Origin of the sequence: Oceanobacillus neutriphilus (assembly GCF_014645515.1) — a bacterium.
GTDB classification, from domain to species: domain Bacteria; phylum Bacillota; class Bacilli; order Bacillales; family Amphibacillaceae; genus Oceanobacillus; species Oceanobacillus neutriphilus.
Genome location: NZ_BMLW01000011.1, coordinates 167,052 through 189,742 on the forward strand (window position 1 = coordinate 167,052; position 22,691 = coordinate 189,742).

General features: G+C 37.8%; 21 protein-coding genes. 5 read left to right on the plus strand and 16 right to left on the minus strand.

Annotated elements, in window-relative coordinates:
* Window positions 1-16 precede the first annotated feature (16 nt).
* The 3 genes from IEX29_RS18240 to IEX29_RS18250 form a co-directional block, all read right to left on the minus strand.
* Entirely contained in the window at window positions 17-823 is an 807-nt protein-coding gene (locus IEX29_RS18240; RefSeq protein ID WP_188735962.1) for a VLRF1 family aeRF1-type release factor, read from the minus strand.
* A 199-nt stretch (window positions 824-1,022) separates the two neighbouring features.
* A complete protein-coding gene (locus IEX29_RS18245) occupies window positions 1,023-2,342 on the minus strand; it encodes a hemolysin family protein (protein ID WP_188735964.1) in 1,320 nt (439 codons plus the stop codon).
* A gap of 612 nt (window positions 2,343-2,954) precedes the next feature.
* Window positions 2,955-4,427, minus strand: a complete 1,473-nt coding sequence (locus tag IEX29_RS18250) for a C40 family peptidase (RefSeq protein WP_188735966.1) — start codon at window positions 4,425-4,427, stop codon at window positions 2,955-2,957.
* Between the two features lie 433 nt (window positions 4,428-4,860).
* Between IEX29_RS18250 and IEX29_RS18255 the strand changes: the two genes are divergently transcribed.
* Window positions 4,861-5,868 carry an aromatic acid exporter family protein gene (locus tag IEX29_RS18255; RefSeq protein ID WP_188735968.1) on the plus strand — a complete coding sequence of 336 codons (1,008 nt, stop codon included), beginning with the start codon at window positions 4,861-4,863 and terminating at the stop codon, window positions 5,866-5,868.
* A 712-nt stretch (window positions 5,869-6,580) separates the two neighbouring features.
* On the opposite strand, the gene IEX29_RS18260 is transcribed toward IEX29_RS18255, so the two are convergent.
* The 4 genes from IEX29_RS18260 to IEX29_RS18275 form a co-directional block, all read right to left on the minus strand.
* Window positions 6,581-7,729, minus strand: a complete 1,149-nt coding sequence (locus IEX29_RS18260) for an Rpn family recombination-promoting nuclease/putative transposase (protein ID WP_188735970.1) — start codon at window positions 7,727-7,729, stop codon at window positions 6,581-6,583.
* 127 nt (window positions 7,730-7,856) lie between these two features.
* Window positions 7,857-8,471, minus strand: a complete 615-nt coding sequence (locus IEX29_RS18265; protein ID WP_188735972.1) for a DedA family protein — start codon at window positions 8,469-8,471, stop codon at window positions 7,857-7,859.
* A 137-nt stretch (window positions 8,472-8,608) separates the two neighbouring features.
* The gene (locus IEX29_RS18270; protein ID WP_188735974.1) at window positions 8,609-9,535 is read right to left on the minus strand and encodes an MsnO8 family LLM class oxidoreductase; all 927 of its coding nucleotides are present in this window, start codon (window positions 9,533-9,535) and stop codon (window positions 8,609-8,611) included.
* On the minus strand, window positions 9,532-10,110 hold the full coding sequence (locus IEX29_RS18275; protein WP_188735976.1) for a DUF1836 domain-containing protein: 579 nt from the start codon (window positions 10,108-10,110) through the stop codon (window positions 9,532-9,534). Before IEX29_RS18275 ends, IEX29_RS18270 begins: the two co-directional genes overlap by 4 nt.
* A gap of 190 nt (window positions 10,111-10,300) precedes the next feature.
* Between IEX29_RS18275 and trhA the strand changes: the two genes are divergently transcribed.
* A complete protein-coding gene (gene trhA / locus IEX29_RS18280) occupies window positions 10,301-10,945 on the plus strand; it encodes a PAQR family membrane homeostasis protein TrhA (protein ID WP_188735978.1) in 645 nt (214 codons plus the stop codon).
* A gap of 473 nt (window positions 10,946-11,418) precedes the next feature.
* On the opposite strand, the gene IEX29_RS18285 is transcribed toward trhA, so the two are convergent.
* A complete protein-coding gene (locus IEX29_RS18285; RefSeq protein WP_188735980.1) occupies window positions 11,419-12,015 on the minus strand; it encodes a TetR/AcrR family transcriptional regulator in 597 nt (198 codons plus the stop codon).
* Window positions 12,016-12,021: 6 nt separating this feature from the next.
* Window positions 12,022-12,699: a YqeB family protein gene (locus tag IEX29_RS18290; RefSeq protein WP_188735982.1), complete on the minus strand. Its 678-nt coding sequence runs from the start codon at window positions 12,697-12,699 to the stop codon at window positions 12,022-12,024.
* Window positions 12,700-12,926: 227 nt separating this feature from the next.
* On the opposite strand from IEX29_RS18290, the gene IEX29_RS18295 reads away from it, so the two are divergent.
* A complete protein-coding gene (locus IEX29_RS18295; RefSeq protein ID WP_188735984.1) occupies window positions 12,927-13,082 on the plus strand; it encodes a YfhE family protein in 156 nt (51 codons plus the stop codon).
* Window positions 13,083-13,177: 95 nt separating this feature from the next.
* Here IEX29_RS18295 and IEX29_RS18300 read toward each other — a convergent pair whose 3' ends face one another.
* From IEX29_RS18300 to IEX29_RS18315, 4 genes are all read right to left on the minus strand, one after another.
* Window positions 13,178-13,882 (minus strand): hypothetical protein, encoded by a 705-nt coding sequence (locus IEX29_RS18300; protein ID WP_188735986.1) that lies wholly within the window; start codon window positions 13,880-13,882, stop codon window positions 13,178-13,180.
* A gap of 3 nt (window positions 13,883-13,885) precedes the next feature.
* Window positions 13,886-14,743, minus strand: a complete 858-nt coding sequence (locus IEX29_RS18305; RefSeq protein ID WP_188735988.1) for an ABC transporter ATP-binding protein — start codon at window positions 14,741-14,743, stop codon at window positions 13,886-13,888.
* The gene (locus tag IEX29_RS18310) at window positions 14,733-15,110 is read right to left on the minus strand and encodes a GntR family transcriptional regulator (protein ID WP_188735990.1); all 378 of its coding nucleotides are present in this window, start codon (window positions 15,108-15,110) and stop codon (window positions 14,733-14,735) included. The genes IEX29_RS18305 and IEX29_RS18310 overlap by 11 nt, the downstream gene beginning before the upstream one ends.
* A 257-nt stretch (window positions 15,111-15,367) precedes the next feature.
* Window positions 15,368-16,423, minus strand: a complete 1,056-nt coding sequence (locus IEX29_RS18315) for a M42 family metallopeptidase (RefSeq protein ID WP_188735993.1) — start codon at window positions 16,421-16,423, stop codon at window positions 15,368-15,370.
* A 196-nt stretch (window positions 16,424-16,619) separates the two neighbouring features.
* Between IEX29_RS18315 and IEX29_RS18320 the strand changes: the two genes are divergently transcribed.
* Together IEX29_RS18320 and IEX29_RS18325 are read left to right on the plus strand one after the other, a co-directional pair.
* Window positions 16,620-17,180 (plus strand): copper resistance CopC family protein, encoded by a 561-nt coding sequence (locus IEX29_RS18320; protein ID WP_188735995.1) that lies wholly within the window; start codon window positions 16,620-16,622, stop codon window positions 17,178-17,180.
* Window positions 17,181-17,183: 3 nt separating this feature from the next.
* Entirely contained in the window at window positions 17,184-18,284 is a 1,101-nt protein-coding gene (locus IEX29_RS18325) for a CopD family protein (RefSeq protein ID WP_188735997.1), read from the plus strand.
* 58 nt (window positions 18,285-18,342) lie between these two features.
* Here IEX29_RS18325 and IEX29_RS27140 read toward each other — a convergent pair whose 3' ends face one another.
* The 3 genes from IEX29_RS27140 to rffA form a co-directional block, all read right to left on the minus strand.
* Window positions 18,343-19,656 (minus strand): PcsB-like coiled-coil domain-containing protein, encoded by a 1,314-nt coding sequence (locus IEX29_RS27140; protein ID WP_308423655.1) that lies wholly within the window; start codon window positions 19,654-19,656, stop codon window positions 18,343-18,345.
* 247 nt (window positions 19,657-19,903) lie between these two features.
* Window positions 19,904-21,595 carry a DUF6044 family protein gene (locus tag IEX29_RS18335; protein ID WP_188735998.1) on the minus strand — a complete coding sequence of 564 codons (1,692 nt, stop codon included), beginning with the start codon at window positions 21,593-21,595 and terminating at the stop codon, window positions 19,904-19,906.
* On the minus strand, window positions 21,558-22,688 hold the full coding sequence (gene rffA, locus IEX29_RS18340; protein WP_188736000.1) for a dTDP-4-amino-4,6-dideoxygalactose transaminase: 1,131 nt from the start codon (window positions 22,686-22,688) through the stop codon (window positions 21,558-21,560). The genes IEX29_RS18335 and rffA overlap by 38 nt, the downstream gene beginning before the upstream one ends.
* Window positions 22,689-22,691: the final 3 nt, after the last annotated feature.

The window sequence follows — 22,691 nt, forward strand, 5'->3', positions numbered from 1 at the left end:
CTGCAGGATTGTATATTCAATTAAGTACTTTTTCTAAAATTTTACTTTCTCCATGATCCAGCATATTTTTTAAGATGACATCTTCTATATCCTTGTTCATTTCTGTTTCCAGCGTCTTGGAAGCAGGTGCCTCGCCGACAATGAATATCCGTTTCCACTCCCTGTCTTTAGCCTGCTTGTCCAGCTTAGGAGCGATACTTTTATACCAGCGATATTGGTTCGCTTCATAACGGTCGTTGAACAGGTCTTTCTGTAAGTTTCCTGAACCTAGTCCTGTTGTGGATCTTCCTTGACGTGGTCCTTGTTTTATCTTCCATGTATCTTCTTCTACATCTAATTCATATTCAGTTGTGTCCTCTACCTGATTTAAATTGGTATCTATTAACTTAACTTGATTTTGCTGAACAAGAATAATACCTGTTTTTGGATATTTCTCTGATAAGGTCTTTAATTGCTCCAATATTGGTGTCTCCTGCCATTCAAATTCATTTTCCAGATGCATTTGGACACGCTCTGCAAACCATACCTCTCCATCAGCTGAAGCAATAATAATAACTCCCCGCATGAGATTCCTTTCTATCTCTCCCATAAAATCTTTTACCCGTTTTTTTATCTGTTGATAATTCTTGAGTTCTTCTTTATCACTGCCTTCTTTTAAATAATGCTCAAAGTTGTTCAATCCATTTTTTAAATGGATTTTCCACTCTCCCCCCTGCTGATCCGGATCGCTTAAATCTGTATTCAGGTACATGGTAAATATTTTATTTGGTCCTGTTCCTCTCACATTCTCTAAATCTTTTACAATATCTTGAATGTCTTTCATTATATATAAGCCCTCCTCTAAAGTCAGTATATATTTAGTATTTATCCTAAATATTAAGAGTTTAAACTTCAATAACATGCAAGATTGGCAATAAAGGATTTTATACAAAAAAACCGAACTTTTTTTGAACCCATTTTACTTTTTGGGATTCAAGTTTGTTCGGTTTTTTTCTATTTTTTATTTACTTTAGAATAAGTTTCTATTCTATCTCAGACTCTTCCACGGAAATCTTTGTTATTCTCACTCTCTTGATCTGATATCCATCTTTTTCTACAAGAGCAAATTCATACCCTTCAAATTCCATCACAGTTCCAACCTCTGCTTCGAGATTGTGGGTAAAGAACCAGCCCCCGATAGTATCTACTTCATCATCTTCCAGGTTAATACCCAGCTTCTGATTAATATCATCCAGGCTGACCCTGCCAGCGACTAAATAAGTAGTATCATTGATCATTTCAAAATCCGGTACTTCATCTTCATCAAATTCATCCCGGATATCTCCAACAATTTCTTCCAGAATATCTTCAACAGTCACTAATCCTGCTGTACCGCCATATTCATCATTTACAATAGCCATATGAATACGTTCCTTTTGCATTTTTAAAAGGAGGTGGCGAATTGGCGTTGCTTCAGATACATGAATAATTGGGCGGATATAGTCTTCGATTGTCGCGGGTTCCTTATTGCTCAGCTTTCCAGTAAATACTTCCTTCAGATTTACCAGACCAATGATATTATCCTTATCTTCATCAGCAACCGGGTAACGGGTGAATTGGCCTTTGTGAATAATATTGATATTTTCTTCAAAACTATCTTCCGTTGAGAAATAAACCATTTCTGTTCTTGGTGTCATAATTTCTCTGGCTACCCGTTCGTCAAATTCAAATATGTTATTTACATACATCATCTCAGACTGATTAATTTCACCGCTCTTATAGCTGTCAGCTAAAATTAAGCGTAGTTCTTCTTCGGTATGCGTCTCCTCATGTCCGCTCATCGGTTTTAAACCAACTGCTCTGGTTAACAACCGTGCTGACCCATTCAATAACCAGATAAACGGAAATAAAAGACGATAGAACCAGGTCAACGGCCATGCTACAGTTAACGTTACCTGCTCTGCTTTTTGAATTGCTAATGTCTTTGGAGCAAGCTCCCCGACAACTACGTGCAGGAATGTTGCAATCAGGAATGAAATAAAAATGGAAAGTGTCGTAACCAGTCCTGTTCCAATATTAAATTCCTCCAAAAGCGGATGTAGCATTCTTTCAAATGTCGGCTCTGCTAAACGTCCAATTCCGAGTGCTGTAATTGTAATTCCCAGCTGACAGGCTGATAAATACTCATCAAGATGAGTAACAATCTTCTTAGCAGCAGCTGCTGATCTTTTCCCTGCTGTAATATGCGGCTCCAGCTGTGTACTGCGTATTTTTACAATAGCAAACTCTGACATAACAAAAAAAGCAGTTAATGCGATTAAAATAGCAACCGCAAATAAATTAATGATGGTCGATATGTCCAATTAAGATCCTTGTGCAACGTTGCACAAGGATTTCACCTCCTGAAAATTTAAAAATTCTTTACTAGATTCGTGTTCAAAAAGTATAATGTAACAGGCTGGGAAAGCTCTTCTTCCACACACATATTATTTTGCACTTTTGAACACTTTTTTAAGTCCATTATAAAGATTTCCCTTATAACGCTCTTCCCTTCGCACGCCGATGATCCAAATGATCAGGATGCTTGGATATTGCCATATGATTATTATAACTACAGTTCCGCGTTACCTTCCCATCGAATCACCCTTTCTCTTATGCTTATTATAATAGATAAAGGCATAATATGTCTACTTGACTATCAATGAAACAACTGATATTTTCAAGCTGGCAATTTTATCTGCGTCAAAGGCATCAAAAAGATCTTAATACAATTTATATTCAGAAATTACCGGATTAAAAACTTCTGATTCATAATGTTTTATACTTAATTAATCGGGTATATATTATTATCAACTCATTAATAAATACCTGGAAATCCGTCATGAGCTGACTGATTACAGAAGTACCCGGAAATATAAAAAGCCCTCACACGAAGCTTTTCTTCATGTAAGGACTCTTGGTAATATGATTAATTATTATTGTACACGACGTACTGTCCCGCTGAACTCGCCGCCCCAATAGCTTCCTGGTGACATATCAGCAACGGCAACACCAGTGCTGCTTTGAGAACCAATAAACTTATTGTTTCCTAAATAGATACCAACGTGACCATTAGTTCCATTTGTATTAAAGAATACTAAATCTCCAGGCTGTTTACTACCTGAATCAATAGCTTTTCCAGTGCCAACTAATGCACCAGTGTAAGATGGGATGGAGTATCCAGCTTGAGCGAATGCCCAAGATACAAATCCGGAACAGTCAAATCCTGTGCTAGGGCTTTTTCCTCCCCAAACATATTGGTTTTGATAAGTTTGGCCTTGCGCAGCGCTAAGTACTGCACTGATTCCAGAACCTGTAGATGGTGCAGATTCTTGTTTTGGTTCTTCTTTTTTCTCAGGTTTTTTTTGAGTTTGAGCTTGAGTTTGGTTAGACTCACTTGATCCACCATTAGAACCTGATTCAGTTGTGCTGGAAGAATTATCACTTCCAGAGTTATTATCATCACTGTTGTTAGTATCTTCGTTATTTGTAGCAGTATCTTCCTGGCTTGCAGGAGCTTCTTCCGGTTCTTCAGCTGGTTCATCATTAGACTCATTTTCAGAATCATTTGCTTCTTCTTCGCTGCTATCTTCGTTTGAACCTACGCTGGCACTTGCTACTAAAGTTTCCGGTGCCGGAGCAGTTGCAACTTCTAAACGGTCAGCCACATCTTCCTCAATTGCAGCTAAACGGGAATCTTCAATTTGTAAATCATCAATAAGCGCTGTTAAATCTGTCTCTTTATCCTTTAGAGAAGACTCTTTATCCTTAGCAGCATCCTTTTGTTCTGTAATGGTATTATTAATACCTGTTAAATCTGTTTTTAATTGATTTAATTCATCAAGCTTCGACTCAACAGTTTCCTGTTTATCAGCCACTTCTTGTTTATCATCTTCCTGCTGTTCAAGTAAAGCTAAATCAGAATCAGTAATTTTATTTACTGCAGAAACTCGTCCTACAAAATCACTGAAATCCTGCGCTCCAAACAATACTTCAAGATAGCTGATATCTCCACCGTTTTGTTGCAGAGATACTGCACGTTCTTTTAAAATCTCCGTACGTTTTTCAATTGCTTCTTCTAATTCATCAATCTCAGCTTTCAATTCACTGATTTCATCCTCAGTTGTAGAAATGCCATCTTCTGTTTCATCCAGTTTTTGCTGGTTTTTTTCAAGAGCTGAATTCAAATCATCAATCTCTTGCTGCAAATTTTGTAGATCAACCAGAACATCAGCTACTTCATTTTCTGCATCTGATAGATTAGCTTGTACAGAATCACGATCGTCCTGTACTTGAGATTGCCGAGTTTCTAAATCTTCTACTGATTCTGCCTTTACCGGACCTGAAAAAAATACACTACTTAATCCTACTACGGAAGCCGCAGTCAATGTCATTACTGTCTTTTTCAACTCATATTCCCCACTTTCAAATTTTACACCGCAAATCTATTATCTATGTATTTTATGCCGATTATCTGCGATTCTTTTATTTTTATATTAATATTATTTTCTTCATTTATTTAATAACTTTGTAAATCTTATCATAAGAAAATGTCATACACATTATAGAAATATTACATTTATATTTCAATAACGACAAATCCATTTAAAAATCGTCATAGATTATACGGCGTTCCCTATCTGTCAGCATTTATACTCTAGTAAATTTGTATTGCATTTTTTTATTTCCCCGAAAAATATACTAGATATATATTTTTTCGTCATTTAATTTACATAAAGATGATACAATACAATGAAATGAATGAAAAGATTATAATATATAAGTTGAATTTATATAGATTTCTTGCTACAGATTATTACCTGATAAAAAGTAGGGGTTTAAGTGAAGGTACAAACAATTATAGGAAATAGAGTAATTAAAACTGGTATCGCAGTATTTTTTACAGCACTTATTTGTAAATGGTTTGATTTCCCGCCGACATTTGCCGTTATTACTGCTATTGTTACCATTGAACCGACTGTTACAGATTCTATAAAAAAAGGGATTGTGCGTTTTCCGGCCTCGGCAATCGGTGCTGCTTATGCGGTAATATTTCTTGCTTTATTCGGCAATTCACCTTTCACTTACATGCTAGCAGCAGTGCTGACCATATTTACTTGCTTTCGGCTGAATCTCCATGCCGGATTGTTAGTTGCAACTTTAACAGCTATTGCCATGATTGAAGTAGTAGAAGACAGCTATTTTCTAAGCTTTCTTATCCGATTGGCTACAACAACAATTGGATTGTCTGTTTCCACGCTGGTAAATATGTTTGTTTTTCCGCCAAATTATCATCATTCGATCCATAAACAAACAGAATCTATCCGCAAAAAATTAAGTAATCATATGAAACGATGTTACTATGAATTGATTTTCACAAAAATACCATTAGATCTGGGAATGAATGAAAAAGTAGGCACCGTATATAAAGAGCTTGAAAATGCAGCATTACTCTCACTCTATCAAAAGAAGGATTTAAAGTACCATCATATTCTGGAGAAGCGTGAGAACGAATTGACCCGCTTAAGAAAGCAGATTCATTATCTGCGCACGATTCAGTATCATGTAACAAATATAGCAGAACAGCCTTCAAAGGAATTGGAATGGAGTATAGAAAAACAAAAATATGTATTTGAAAATGTATGTTATTTTGCTAATGTGCTGTCAGGAAAGCTTGTCTTTGAGAAAGAAGAATGGAGAAATAAGCGGGCACTGCTTCACCAAATATTTCAAGAAACCCTAAGATCAGCTCAATTGGATAGTCCGGAAAAATTACCTATAGAATTAGTCGCAATATATGAATTGATTTCTATTGTAGAAATTATAGAAGACTATTTTACGATGGAATAACATATAATTTCTTAAGAAAAACCAAGAAAATCACTTGGTCTTTAAAATACTGGTATTCTAGCCAAGGAGATGTCCGCTGCGGGAAGTCGCTTTCCGCGGGCAACGCCTCAGCCTCCTCAGAAGAAGACCACTTCTTGCGGGGTATTCACCTGTTGCTTTTCCCGCAGGAGTCGACTTCCCTTCGCTTCCATCTAAGAAGAAATATGTTTTATTTACTTTTTTACAAAGAAATAAAGCTAATTTTAGCGACGGTTTTCGATGGGACGAGTAATCGCAGTCCCAGAAGAAATACACGGAGACTCCTGTGGGAATGCGCAAAAACAGAATTGGAAGTTCGGTTAAGTTCGCGACGTCCTGTCGCAACACCGAACTGACATACGTCCTGTATGCCCCCGCAGAAAAAAAGTGCTCTTCTTTTTTTCGAGGAGATGAGCTCGGGGCCCACGGAAAGCGTAGTGTATTTCTGGGGTTGCGATTACTCACCCCATGAAACCCGTTGCAGCGGCTGACTTCAGCATTTTTATATACTTTCTTATCTTTTAAGAAAAGAAGCAAAGCTGCTTAAAGACTTTGCTTCTTTTTCTTTTAAATTGCTATATGCTCACTGGGAGCGAAGCAGATCTTATAAAATAAGGAGGCGTGGACGGTTTGGCTATTACCTCGTTGTTTATCTTTTTAGAACGTTTTGAGCATCCTTTTTATGCTGTAAGTATCAAAATAATTCTTTCATATTCTCTTCTTCAATTTGCAGTTTCAGCTTACTTACTTCTTTATCAGACAGTCCAGTTATGTTCTGGACAAAGGCACTATCCATTCCTTGTGCAAATAAATTACGTGCAACGACGTTTCCATAGCGGATAACTATTTTTGCCGCCTCACGATTGGCAAGCAAAGCCTCTTCCTCTGCTTCCATTTTTTTCATTTTTTCTTCTGCTATTTTTAATTTATGCTGCTCATACTGCCTTTTTAACTTATTGTAATTTTTCTCTGCAAGCTCAGCTCTTTCTTCAGCTGTTTTTCTTTTTTGTTCTAATATTCCTATCTCCTGCAGTAATTGCTGTTCTAATATTTGCTTGCGCAGGTCTTTGGATGCCAATTTTTCTTCCCCTGCACGGCTAATATTTCTCCAGGCTTTCATAGCCTCTTCTAAATCCTTATCAGTCTTTGCAATCTTCTCTAACTCTCTATAAATATCCAGGTGAAAATAATTTTTGTTATCATCAACCGCCGCAAGTAATAATAGCCATCTTGCCAAATGGTTTTCCTCCGGATTTAACTTCCCTTCCTTCCAGCTTTGGAGGAGCTTGGGAATCTCTACAAATTGAGTTTCCTGCATGTTGGTTAAGGCAATTTTTTCTTCTTTATCCGCCAGCCTGAATACACTATGAAATTCATCACTTTCATGGAATAACTCAAAATTCATAATACTTATGGTAATTACCGGATGTTGTTCGTTTAAATCTGAGTCTGTTTCAAATTGACGGCGATATATTTTTGACCAAAAATATAAGGATTGCTTCTCTGCGGCGTCTTTATCCGGAAAAAGAATGTCTACATAAATTGATTCTTTATCTTCTGTTTCAACAAGCATTGTTAAATTTGATTTTTCATCTCCAGCCGCTTCCCAACTTGGAAATTTAAAATCGTGAACCTGTGCTCTTTTGAGCTTGATAAAAAAAGCGTTTAAAAAGGCAATCATAATATTTTTATTACATTCATTACCAAAAAGCCTTCGAAAGGTATAATCAGCCTTCAAGTCCAACAGTCGGGAAGGCTCTTCTTTAGGAAAAGCATTCTTATAAACATCTCCGTTTTCGCATATTTGAGGGAATAATGTTGTTGCTTTTCGAGGATAAATCATGGAAACACATCCTTAAGTTTTAGTAGAGGACTTACCAAGAAGAGAATCTAAATATAGTTAACCAAACGTACGTTCTTTTGTCAACAAAATTTTTTCATCAAAAAACTGCAGGAACACCATTTTGCTCCTACAGTTTTTCTTTCCTTCGTCTTCTAATATACCAAATAATGCAAAGTATGAGCCCTGCAATGATAAAAGCATATACAATATTAGAATAGACATCCATAAATGCAGCAACATGATGCCAATTTTCTCCCAGAACTGCTCCAATACCAATTAAAATGCTATTCCAAATAATAGAACCGAGTGCTGTTAAAAGAATAAAAATCCCGAAATTCATTCTTCCCATACCCGCCGGAATAGAAATCAAGCTCCTTAAAAGCGGGACCATCCGACAAAAAAATACTGTCCAATAGCCGTATTTATCAAACCATTCATCCGCTTTATGAATATCAGATCTTTTTAATCGTAATATATGTCCATACCGGTCAACTATTTTCTCCAGCCGCCCAACATCTAATAACATGCCTATACAATATAGCAGCATCGCTCCAATAAGTGCTCCAAACGTAGCAGCAGATAATACACCTATATAGGTCAATGTGCTGGATGTTGTCATAAATCCCCCAAAAGGAAGGATAATTTCAGATGGTATCGGCGGAAATAAATTCTCTAAAGTCATCATCAGAAAAATTCCTAAATAGCCAAATTGCTCCATAATGGATGTAACCCACTGTCCCATAATATCCTCCATATAAGCTTGTCTTCTTCATTAAAATATATTCTACCATGCCGCTGGCTATGATTTTTATTTCATTTTGAAAACAAGTGTTAAGATTTTTAGGGAAAAGCTTGTAAGCATCCTGGTCAAGAAGTAGTTTAATTCATGATGGATGCCAGTTTCTTATAAGAGTATTTTCTCGCTTCATAGGTCGGTGCCATTGTAAGCACCATGATTTCATCACATTGATAGGATTCCTGAAGTGCGGCCAGTTTTTCCTGAACAAGCGTTATATCGCCGACAATCTGTTTATCAGCAAATCTTGCCTGTTCATCCTGATCTATCTGCGGCGACGAAGACTGCTCTTCTCTTCTGTGTCTTGTTTCCTCAGCTAATTCTATTGCTTCCTTTTCCGTTTCTGCACAAAGAACAGATACAGCGACAATAGCAGATGGGTTCTCCGCTTGTCTCAGATAACCGGCGACAATTTCCGGTCCATTATCTGCCCCCATAAAATGACCAAATACATAGGGTAGTTTTTTGGTGACAGCAAGCTGGGCACTTCTCTGGCTGGTTCCCAGGAGCCATGGCTGCGGCTGAATATCTGGTACAGGTGTAGCTGTCACTCTTGAATAAAGATGCTCTGGAGCAAAATCCTCTTGCAGGAAATGAAGCAGCTCATCAATATAATCCGGCATTGCTTTAACCTTTTCTAAAAAGTTGCCTGCCAGTGCAATAGAAGCTTCCGCTGACCCACCTGGAGCCCGTCCAAATCCTAAATCGACTCTGCCCGGATACATTGCAGCCAGCATCCGGTAGCGTTCTGCAATATTATATGGACGATAATTCGGTAAAAGTACAGCTCCTGAACCAATGCGGATCCGCTCTGTCCTGCTTCCGATAATTCCTAATAAGATATCCGGAGCAGGGCTGGCTAATACTGGAGTATCATGATGCTCTGCAATCCAATATCGTTCATATCCCAAACTATCGGCCAGAACAGCCAATTCAATACTTTCTTCTAATGCCTGCCTCCCATCAGCATCCGCAAATAGAGGTGATTGATCTAAAATACTCAGTTTCATTGTTCTTCCTCTCCTTCCTGTTCTAATCGGTCTACCAGCTTCTCAGCTGCCCGCCGGTAAAAATTACTCATCCCTGTCAAACTTGTAATCAGTAATAGTTGTTGCAAGTAATCATCGTTCACTATATTTTTGTCTAATTCTGTTGCAAATATTTCCTCCTGTTCTGTTATGTACTCTTTAAAGTTAGTAACATTTTTATCCATTAAATGAACATAATTGTTATAAAAATTCTCCAGATCAAAATCATCATTCTGCATTCTTTGATTTACCTCTTCAAATGTTTTCCCGATATCTTTAATAGATAAAACACTTTTCATTTGATAAATCATACTAATCAGCAGCAGATGCTCTTTAGAATACTTTTTATTTTTTATGGGAAAGAATAATTTAGCCTTTGCATAATTATTAATCATTGTTTTCGTTAATACTTTATCCTCCTCGTAACGCTTTGCAGAAGAAAATTTACTTTCAAAAAGCTGAATGACCTGATCCATATATAAATCCAAATCAGGTACTTCCTCTGCATTTAACTGGTTTTCCAAACGCAGTCCTTCTAATTGCTTTTTTATATTCATAAGCTGACCTTCCTTCTTCGGGCTTTTCTTTTTTCTCCTATATATCAATCAATTCATGTACTTATTTTATTGTTTCTACATTTTATTATAGGCAACTCTATTCAAAAATCAAACATTGACTACTTGATGAAATAGGTATATATTTATTACATAGTATTTGAAACTACATGCGTGATTGGAGATGTTTTATTTGCACAAATTTATTAGGGAACCGATGAATGCCTTTACCCATTTTATCGGGATTGTCTTATCTATCGTTGGACTAATATTACTTGTTGTTAAAGCAGCACGGGTAGGTACACCTTTAGATGTGGGTGCTGTCGCCGCATTTGGTATTAGTTTAATTTTGTTATATACAGCTTCAACTGTTTACCATTCTGTCATTGCCGGACCAAAAACAATTGCCTTTTTTAGAAGGATGGATCACTCCATGATATATGTACTCATCGCTGGTACATATGTCCCGCTCTGTCTTATTGCCTTACAAGGAACAATCGGATGGGTATTGTTTTGGGTTATCAGCGGTTTAGCTCTGCTAGGCGTTTTGTTTAAATTAATCTGGTTCCATTCGCCACGTTGGCTATCAACCCTCCTATACGTTTTAATGGGATGGGTTGCAATATTTTATAGCGGCTCGCTTGCTCCAATTATCGGAACTGGCGGATTAACCTGCTTAATTGTTGGAGGAATATTCTACACAGTCGGAGCAATTATTTACTGGTTAAAACCAGAATTCCTGCGTTCCCGTTATTTTGGATTCCATGAGATCTTTCATATTTTTATTCTGTTGGGAAGTATTTTCCACTTCTTGTGCGTTTACCTATATGTTATTTAAATCAAAGAATATATAATAAAACCTCGAATTCGCTAAGAAATAAACGAATTCGAGGTTTTTGCTTTCTAGTTCAGAAAAAATACGGATAAGACTACTCTGTGGTACCAGGTTAGGTATATAGCGGCTGCTCATTTTTCTGCTGTATAAAAAATGTTTAAAAATTCAATATGAATGCTATTTTGTATTTAAAAAAGGAAATTAGCCAGCGGAAACTCCATTTATACAATCATTTTTCACGAAAGAAATCCAATTCCACCATTTTGCACTCCCAGCACTAAGTCTTTATGATTAGAACCAGATTTATTATTACGTGGGGATGTGATAAAATAATGCTGACAACCGAAAAGAACCTGTTTCTGTTAATTATTCCACTTCAGCAGATATAGGTTCTTTCGCTTTTGGTGACGTGTCTTATTTTAAAAGGATATAAAAAAGAGTACATATTTGAGGAACTTCCCTTTACTCTCCAGCATTTATTTAACTATTTTTGCAACCACTCTAATTAACTCCTGCTGATAATTTTCTATATCAAAACTTTCACTTTGCAGGAGCATACTCTCACTCGCAGCACCGTTGATAAGAATAGCTGTTGCTTTTGGCTGAAAATCAGATGAGAATACCTTTTTCCGCTGTCCCTCTGCCAAAATATTTTCTAAGCGCAGGTAAAGCGGATCCTCTTCTTCTTCATTTAATTTATAGTAGGGAATATTATCCTCCGTCCGGGCATTAAAAATGATTTCAATCAGTGCAACATTATTTTCAACATGTTCATCTTGATATGCGAGTGTTGCTTTTATATAAGCCATCAGCTGCTGATAAATATCTGCCTCTTTCTTTACACGTTCCTCAATAAATTCGAGCTGTGCACCGATTAAATAGTTTAGTGTGTGCTGGATCAGCTCTTCTTTATCTGCAAAATGATAAGAAATTAATCCCGTGCTAATCTTTGCCTGTTTTGCTATTTTAGCAAGACTTAATTTCACATAGCCAATATCATTCAACACATCAATGGTCGCCTTTAAAATTTGTTCTCTCCGTGCTTCTGATATAAATGTTTTTTCCTTCGTCACGTCATATCACCCTCTTATCATTCGAACATACTGCCGTTTGTCATCATCACGAATAACAGCTCCCTCATCTGCTAAATCATTGCGTAATATAGCAGCTTCTTTTTCATCATCTTCCTTTAGCGCCTTTTCTCTTGCTAAAAGCAGGCTGTTCATCGAAGCCGGGAAATCAGGATGCTCCGGAACCCAGCGCTGATAATCAGATTGATAAGGATCCTGAGGCTTCCAGGGAAACCGGTGTTCCAAAAAAGCAGCTTCTATTTCAAGTGGCTTTACATCCGTTTGTGCACGATACAGTTCTTCCCCTTTTTGACCTAAAACGACAATATCTTTTCTATCCATATAAATTGCCGAAATTTCACTTTTTTGCAATTGTACTTCTTTATCATACTTCTTCATTGTAACTTCTTGATCAGTAATCGTCATTCTTAATGATTCACTAAAGGCATACAGTGCAAAAAGAATTCCCGCAATCAAACCAACAATTACGCCGATAATAGATACCCAGGAGCTATTCCAGGATACGATCCATTCAAAGAACGGACCAAACGGAACAAAAGGAACCTTAATCAGCCAGCTCGAGATAATTTGAATAAACCAGCCAATAATTGCTCCAAGAAGCGGACCACCTATAATAATAATCGCTTTATCAAGCTTTGATAAACCAAGTACGGTTTCAATTTTCATGTTTTTCATTCTCCTCTGCACAAATATCATAAGCAATTTTTGATCGGTTAATTAAATTTTAACATGATCAATCAATTTATTCCAGTAAAGATAATACAAATGGTATTTTGGAAGTTAGTAATAGACTGATAAAATTTCAGCCTGATAATGGATATGTTTTATGTTTTAATTCACTTAAACAGGGAAAATACGTAGTAGAACAACATTAATGGAAGGGATGATTATTCATGAGAAATACACAATATCAGCCAGCAAAAAAAAGAGACATTGCGGACGCTCAAGAGGTCCACTACTCTAAAGAATTTAAGCAGGCAGATATTGCCGGCGGCTTTCGGAAATCCCGGGTTAATGAGGCAAAATCTGAGAACCCTAATTTAAAATAATAAGTATTTACTTCTTTAACAATATAATATAAAGCTTTTAAAAAGAAGCTGTCATCAAATGCTTAACTTGCATTTTGATGACAGCTCCTTTTTTCTTAACGCCTATTCACTATAGTAATTTTCCTCATAAACGGGAAACCTATCAGATAAAGCACAATACCAATTAAAAATATCATCACAAAAGTCATAATTGTAACATTGGTGAAGAGGTCAACAGCTGATTGAATCATCCAGCCCTCAAAGACCCCATATAGTATAACAACCAGCAGAACTCCTAATAAACTCCCTGCACCTGCCAGACCGGTACGGTAAAAAATTAATCCAATTAAATATAATAGTGCCATAATAAAAAACATCACAAGTGTATCTACTACAATCCGCATCACCCAGTTATCTGTTAATAGCATCGCTGGATGAACATAAATATAGTTTGTAATCCCGACCGCCCTGAACATCCATTCGGTTACCTGCTGAAGGGTGCTTCCTAAAAATGCCATAGTAAAAGAGTAAGCCGCGATAAAATATAAATGCATAAGATACATGTTCTTACGGGTTGCTCCCATCTTTAATCCAAATGGAACACTGTTTTTCACGAGCAGAACTCCCACAACACCTACATTAAAATAAGTTCCAAATGGGATAGCGAAATACATTTTAAAATCATCGACAGCTCCTAGTAATAAATAACAGATAATAGCTGATGCCATAATACACCCTATAAAAATAGCAAAAAAGATTTTAGCTGTACGAATTACTTCCGTCGAATAAGCGTAAAACATACCTTTTATTTGATTGTTCATGGATTATGCTCCTTTCTTCTTCTCCGTTAAATGAATCATTAATTCCTGGACTGGTACACCCTCTACTTCAAGGCCTGCAGCAGCTGCTTCTTTTTTGCTGCCAAAAGCATAGGCCATGGAGCTGCCGGCTAAGTCATTACGCTGAATAATTTCTTTATCCGCTAAAAAGGCATCTACCTGCTCCTTTGGTCCGGAAATTGCAATTGTTTTTGCCCGCAAATCTTCTGCGCTTTCCTGTAAAATAACAGTACCTTCCCTTAAAATAATGACTTCCTCGAACATTAAACTGACCTCATCAATTAAATGTGTCGAAAAGATAATTGTCCGCGGATTTTCCTGATAGTCCTCCAATAATATTTCATAGAACTTTTTCCGGGAAGGAGCATCCATGCCGATATAAGGTTCATCAAATACCGTAATTGGCGCTCTGCTCGCTAACCCTGCTGTAATACCTAATGCAGACTCCATTCCTTTGGATAATGTCTTTATCTTAGCTGATTGCTTTAAATTAAAAATCTCTAATAATTCCTCTGCCATTTCCTGATCCCAATTTGGATAAAAGTAAGAATAGATCTTCAATACTTGTTTTATCTTCAGTTCTGGACTGAAATTATTTGCTTCTTTAATCAAACAGATGGATTCTGTTAACCGCTGGTTATCAAAAGGGATCTCTCCATCAATAGAAATACTGCCTGCCGATGCTAAAATCTGTCCGCTTAGAATATCCATAAATGTCGTTTTTCCCGCTCCATTTCTCCCTAATAAGCCATAAATTTTATTCTCCTCTAAAGTAAGGGAGACCTGATCCAAAGCATAACTTTCTCCATAGTTTTTACTTAACTGATCTACTTTAATTTCCATTAGCTTCATCCTCCCGGTTAAGCATATTGATCAACTCTTGCCTATCCATTTCCAGCTTCTGTGCTTCTCTTTTCATTGGAAGTAAATAATTTTCATAAAATGTCTGTTTTCTTTTTTCAATCACAATTCCTTTTGCTTCATCTGTTACAAACATGCCAACGCCCCGTTTCTTTAACAAAATACCTTCTGAGACAAGCTCATTGATTCCTTTACCGGCAGTTGCCGGATTAATCTGATAAAATTTAGCAAACTCATTTGTGGAAGGTGCACGTTCTCCTCCATTTAATGAGCCGTCTATAATAGAATCTTCAATTTGTTCTTTTATCTGCAGAAAAATCGGTTTGTTTTCATCCAATTCCTTTTTCATTAGCCTCATCCCTTAATTGGTTAATTACTTATGTAACTAACCCTATAACATAAATTTTAAAAAGTCAACGTGTTATTTGTAAATAATAATCTGTTTTTTTCAGGAATCCTTATGTACAAAGGATTTCACCTGTTTAAATTTTATTTTCAGAAAGCACTATTCTACAGAGGTAAGATAGTTAATAAACGTCCGTTGATGTTTTATTCACAAAAAAATAAGACCAGGTAAAAGTACCCCGATCTTATTGTTTCGTTCTATTATGCCTCTACCATTTCTGACTGTACATAATGATAAACTAAATTCTCCGTGTGCTTGAGAGACGATTCATGTGTACGTTCAAATGCATGCGATGCATCAATTCCCGGGCCAATCAGTCCATGAATGACATCATGGCCGGCATGAATGGCTGCGGATGCATCGGATTGGTAATAAGGATAAATATCTAATTTATACTTAATTTCGTTGGCTTTCGCAATTTCTGTGAGATGATTGCGGAGACCGTAATGGTATGGACCTGAAGCATCCTTTACGCAAATCGATACTGTATATTCATCCGTTCTTTGGCCATCCCCGATAGCTCCCATATCTACTGCTAAGTATTCTACTGTTTCCGGGGGAATATTAGAGTTGCCGCCATAGCCGATTTCTTCATTATTCGAGAAGAGGAAATGCGTTGTATATGGCAGTTCCTTTTGATCCGCTACCAGCTTTTCAATCACTTTGATCAGGATAGCAGCACTTGCTTTATCATCCAAATGCCGGGATTTAATAAAGCCGGACTCTGTTTTTTCCACCCGCGGATCAAAGGAGATGAAATCACCAATTTCAATACCCAGATTTCGGGTATCTTCCTCACTCTTCACCACTTCATCAATACGTACTTCCATATTTTCTGTATCTCTTTTCAGCTCACCGGCTTTTCGATATACATGGACAGCAGTTTGGTGCATTAAAATGGTACCTGTAAATTTTTCTCCGCTTACTGTATGAATGGTACAGTATTCCCCTTCCACAAAGTTAAGCGGGAAGCCGCCAATGACTTGCAATTTTAAGCGGCCATCTGATTTTATTTCTTTGACGATAGCACCTAATGTGTCTACATGCGCTGTCAGGAAGCGATGTTTAGACGTATTTGTCCCCGGCAGTGTTGCGATCAGACCGCCTTTCCGGTTTCTTTTCGTCTCCACATTGCTTTTCTCCAGCCGCTGTTCAATAAATTGAATCGCATCCTTCGTGTAGCCGGACGGGCTTGGTATGGTAACCAAATCTTTAATTAATGACATTGTTTCTTCCGTATTGGGAAAACTACTCATTATTATCCCCCTTGTAAAATTAAGTTATATTTAATAGTCTACTACAGTTTACCAGAAAAAGCATTGTCATCAATTGTTCATAGTTTATAAAAATGTGATTATTTTATTTGGATTAGACTTGTTACTCGCCTTATTCTTTTGTAAGCTTAAGTTTGAAGAAATTATATTTAATTCAATGAAAAGGAGAAAAAACATTATGAAAAAACTTACAGGAGCTTTAGCTCTAGTTACCTTATTATTTATATTCAGTGCGAGCCCTGCCTTTGCACATACACATCTTGATACATCCGATCCAGAGGACGGGTCAACAGTAACAGAAGCTTTAGATAGTATTACACTAAATTTTGAAACAGTGATTGAAGAAAGTGCTGTATTGGAGTTACAGAAAGAGGATGGAACGGAGATTACGCTTGATAATATTACTGTGAATGATGATGAATTATCTGCTGATGTTACAGAGCCTTTAGAAAATGGAGCATATACCCTCAGCTGGGATATTATTGGCGTGGATGGTCACCCTATGGAGGATTCCCTTTCATTTGATGTGGACATAGAGGAAACAGTGTCTGAAGAAACTACAGAAGGACAGAAAGATGAGGATGCAGCTGAAGATCAGGCTGATGAAAACGAAGCCGCTTCTGAAAGTGATGTTCAAGACACATCTGAGGATAGTAATTCAAATACCCTGTTAATTACTATTTTGCTTGTTGCAATTATCGCTGTTGTAGCCATTGTATTACTAAAAAGGAAGAAGTAATGTATGTTCTATCTAACCATCTTAACGGAAACATTCTTATATCTTTGTCTTGCCTTTTTAGCAGGAAGCTTTCTGATCAGATTGCTTCCTGCCACTTCTTCTATTAAGATCAAAGTGTCCTCCAACCTGCAGCTGGCAGCGATTTGGGGTATTGCCTTATTTGCATTTATTCCGCTCATTCAGCTAATTAGCCATATTGCCAAGCGGACTTCATTAGGCTCTGGCTTTGAAACTGTCTTATTATCCTTTCGCATTGGAAATGCCTGGTTATTCTTATTTATTATTTGCGTTCTTTTCAGTGTTTATATTGCATTTGTTAAAGATACAAGCAGTAAACAAACGGCATGGACTGGGGTTATTTTCACAGCTCTGACGGCAATTGGAGTTGGCTGGGCCAGTCATGCAGGGTCATTCGAAGGGGTGCCGGGAGCAGTAACGCATTCGGTTCATATGTTTGCGGTAAGTGCCTGGGTTGGAACTTTGATCATGGTCAGCTGGTTGGCACCAAAATCTATTGACTGGCTGCGTTTTATAAAATATTATCATCCGTTTGCGTTGATCTGCTTTGTCATAGTCGTTCTCAGTGGTATTCTATTAGCACAATTCACTGTTGACTTGAGACAATATGGTGATGCTCTCCTCGTTTCTTATGGACAGAGCTTATTTTTAAAACAATTATTTATTATCCCGTTATTGCTATATGCCATATTTAACGGGATTTGGATGAAACGGCGTTTACAGGCTGATGCATCCTTTCAGGCACAGCCCTGGATACGGGTGGAATTCTTTATTATTTTATTCATCTTATTGCTGACAGGTATTATGAATGAGCAATCACCGCCGCTTCATATTGAAAATCTTGTCGAGCACAGCGGTTATGCTCCAATATTGAATATGTTTTATGATGGATCTATGGATGGCGCAGGAATAAATTTAGTATTCGACGGATCTGTTTTCTTCTTTATCGGCTTAGCTGCAATATGTCTTTCGGTCAGCATCTACATTTTTAAAACGAAGAGACATCCCGCACTTTCTTTTCTGGCATCGCTTCTCTTTGTCATAATGGGATACTTTGCTTTTATTCAAAGTATTGTAGTTGGATGATGCATTTATATAACATAAAAAAGCATGTGTCCTTTTATTACAGGACACATGCTTTTATTTATCTTTCCAATATCGTTACTTTAACATCTTTTCTTCCCCAGCTGTGTGCTTGAGATGTATCTGAGTAGAAAACATCAATTTTATTACCTTTAATTGCTCCGCCAGTATCTCGTGCTACAGCTACTCCATAGCCTTCCACTTCGACAATACTGCCGAGCGGAATAACACTTGGGTCAACTGCGATTACTTTTGCGCCCGGATTTTGTTTTAAATCAAATCCAGTTGAAGTAATTCCGGTACATCCGGAACAATCAGCCGTATATGCTGTTGATGATACTGTAAATGATTTTCCAGAGCTCTGCGCGTCTTTCTCTGCTACTGTTTCTTCTTTAACCTTTTTTTCTTCATTGCTTGAGCTCTTCTCTTCTTTTGGCTCTGAAGCTTTTTCTTTAGGTTCTTCCTTAGGAGCTTCTTCTTTTTCAGCTTCCTCTTCAGAATCTTTTGTTATTGTTTTTGCTGCTACACTTGTTTCTTTTTCCTGATGTATTTTTACTTCTTCTTCCGCCGCTGCTTTTTCCTCAGCTTCTGCAAGCTTAGCTGCTTCTTCTTCTTTTACTTTTTCCTCTTCAGCAGTAATATCCGCTTGTATGTCAGATTCCAAAGATGCCAATTGAGAATCAGTAATCTCCAGCTCTGCAACAAGTGATTCTAAATCAGACTGCTTCGTTTCCAGTTCATCTTTTTGTGCATTACTATCTGCCAATGCCAGTTCAACACTCTCTTTTGCAGATGCCTGCTCATCTTTTAAATCATTCAAATCAGCCATCTTGTCTACTTCTTCTGAACGCTTATCCTCTAAGGAAGCTATATCTTCCTCCTGCTGTTCAATCAATGATGCATCTGAATCCGCAATTTTATTGACTGCATTTGCCCGGGAAATAAAATCTTCAAAGCTCTGTGCACCGAAGAGCACCTCTAAGTAATTAATGTCCCCACCGGAATGCTGAACAGATTTCATACGGTCTTTTAATATTTCAAAACGTTCCTCAATCTTGTCTTCAAGCTCTGTCATTTCATCTTCTAATACAAAAATATCTTCTAATAAAGCATCAATCTGTTGATCTGTTTCATCAATCGCCTGCTGCTTTTCTTCTAATTCTGCTTCTGTACTTGCAATTTCACTCTTTAACTGCTCCAATTCTTCTAACACTGAAGCAATTTGTTGCTCAGAATCAGACAACTCCGTCTTGACTTCTGAACGCTGATCACGAACTCCCTCGAGATCATCAGCAGTTTCTGCTTGAACTGGTACAATACTGGAACTCATGAAACCAACTACCATTACTATTGCTAGCAAAAATGATTTCTTCAATTCTTTTCCCCCTGTTCCTGCATCACTACTACATAGGTCTCTCTCTTAAAAAAGCATGATAGCCCTTTTTATTATGCAGTTTTGTGAATCATAGGATAAATTTAACACAATATAAATTCCTAGTGCAGTGTAACATCTGGAGATTGCAGAAAGATTATCGAAATATTACAGTTTTGTATCACCCCAAGAGGAAAAAGCTGTCCAAGCCTGTCATACGAATGCTTTCAAGTATAATATTACAATCCAGTTACATTACGTGATATAAATAAATCTCCCATACAGAATCCTTTTCTTCAAAAGTTTCCTCCAAAGACAATCCGATATCTTCTGCATTTTCAATCGGAACAGCGGATAATATATATTCTCCTCCTAGCTTCTTTAAAGCTTCTGTGTCAATAGCTAGATCTTGGATAGGCTCATTTTTATTCTTCGTAAACATATAATTCTTACCCTGCTCTGCCACATACATGTATAACCTTCCGCCCCAGGTATCAAAATAGTTTTCCAAGGTCGGGCTTTTGTCCAGCTCGCCGGCAATCACCTTTCGGAAGGCATGCTTATATTCGAGCGGAAAGCTGTTGTTATACGTATCTAACGTGTAAAACCCATTATATTGGGCTATTGTTGGATGCAGGCCAATACTTACTACGCGGTAATCACTTGGATCCTCTCCAATATAGTCCTTAATGGAGGTAAATAAGTCCTCTGAGTAAAATTCCTTAAAGGTCGGGGTATTTGCTTCCCGATATTTAAACTCTTCTGTCAGACCGAACAGCATGACACATTGCATAACGATAAGTGCAACCACGACCATCTTCCCGATTTTTTTAAACCTCCAGAGGATGCCTAAAGCAAGCGCAAAGGCAATATACCAAATTGGCGGATCCATAAAGTGAAGCCGTGCAAAATTAAATGTATTTAAAACAGAAATATTCTCTTTCAGCGGCTGCCAGCCCTCCCAGTACCAGAATGCGTACCAGAATGACAACACTAAATTAACTAGAAACAGGGAGAATAGCCACTTTGGTTGCCGGTTTTTAAACAAAGCGAGCAAGACGGCCAGTAATATAACCGGAACAATAATATAGGCCTGAACTGCTTCATCATGGGTATGACCGTATAAAAAGTTCTCCCATGCCAATTCATAGCTCCGTTCAAAGGTGTTGCCGCTCAAGCTAAGCTCCTCCCGATGTGATGTAAAGCTGTCGTCAAAAAACATGGATGTAATTAATAAATAATCCTTCATCAGAAAAATACCCGCCATTATTGCCAGGGCAGTAAAAAAAGTCCAATTCCATTCTTTATAACGGATTCGGTCAATCAGCCATAAGACACCGATTACTGCAAGAAAGAAAACGAAACTGAGGACAAAATTCGCAAAAAACGGTATCAGCAGAAGCAATACCCACGTATGCTTCGGAGCTTTTGTTCTGTATTTCCGAATCATTAAAAAGACATATAAAGCAAGCGGCATGCCTGCAATAGAAAGAACACCTGACGGCCAGTAGGGAAGCATAGCAAAAGCAAGCGAAACTCCAACCGTTATCCAGGGTGTCGTCTCTTTTTTCACAACGAAGCGTGTTAATAATAAATACATGCCAAAAAACGCCGCAAAGCGCATAATAGCCTGGCTGATAGTATAAGCTGTGATTGGTTCGAACAGAACATACAGCCAAAGTGCTGCATCAAATGCAGAGGGCAAAGCACTGCGCGGAAGTCCGTCAATTGCATAAGGAAGCTGCACGTCAGTTAAAGTGAAAATAGAGCCGCTCTCAGCCAGTACTTTATACCAGACAATATTAGAGTCCATATTATCATGGACTCTAATATGTACATCTTCACCATAAATGACATAAGGAGATAAGTAAGCAAGTATAATAAGGCACCCCAGCCATATCCACTTATTGCGCATAAAATTGCTGAATGCTTTGAATGACATACTCTACATCCCCTTTACTTATTCCATAGTAAAGTGGCAGCCGTAATAAACGTTCACTTTCTATTGTTGTATATTGGTCCTCTCCAGAGAAGTTGCCGCATTCTTTCCCCGCGACAGAAGAATGAAGCGGAACATAATGTGTTGCGGTTAATATGTCACGTTTCTTTAAATAATGGATCAGCTGCCCGCGAACATCTGCATCCCTTGTTTTGATAAAGAAAAGATGTGCATTATGCTTTCTGTTTTCCGGGATAGAAGGCAGTTCTATTACTCCGGTTTCAGCGAGAGATGTCAATCCTTCCTGATACATCTCCCATGTACTCAGACGATTTTTATTTATTGCTTCTGCGTGCTCCAGCTGTACAGAAAGATAAGCTGCATTGAGCTCACTGAGCAGATACGAGGAGCCAATATCTCTCCAGGTGTATTTATCCACTTCTCCACGGATAAACTGGGAGCGGTCCGTCCCCTTTTCCTGAATAATCTCTGCGCGCTCCATGAAGGAAGGATCGTTAATATATAACGCCCCTCCTTCGCCGCACACATAATTTTTAGTTTCATGGAAGCTGATCGTTCCCAAATGTCCAATGGTTCCTAAAGCTTTTCCTTTATAAAAGCTCATTAAACCTTGCGCTGCATCCTCGACAACCCACAGCTTATGCTTTTCGGCAAGCTCCATAATGCTGTCCATATCACAGGAAACACCTGCATAATGAACAACTGCAATTACTTTCGTCTTTTCTGTGATTGCTGCTGCAATTTGCTCCGGGTCGACATTCATTGTTCCTGGTTCGACATCGACAAAGACAATTTTCGCCCCTCTAAGAGCAAACGCATTTGCTGTCGAAACGAAGGTATAAGAAGGCATAATCACTTCATCTCCATCCCCGACCTCTGTCAGTAATGCTGTCATTTCCAGTGCTGCCGTACAGGAGGGGGTGAGCATAGCTTTTTTAACGCCCATATTTTCTTCAAGCCAGCGTATACACTTCTTCCCATAAGTACCGTTTCCTGATAATTTCTGTTTTAATATTGCATCACGAATTGCTGCATCTTCATTTCCTATATAACATGGTTTATTGAATGGTATCATGGT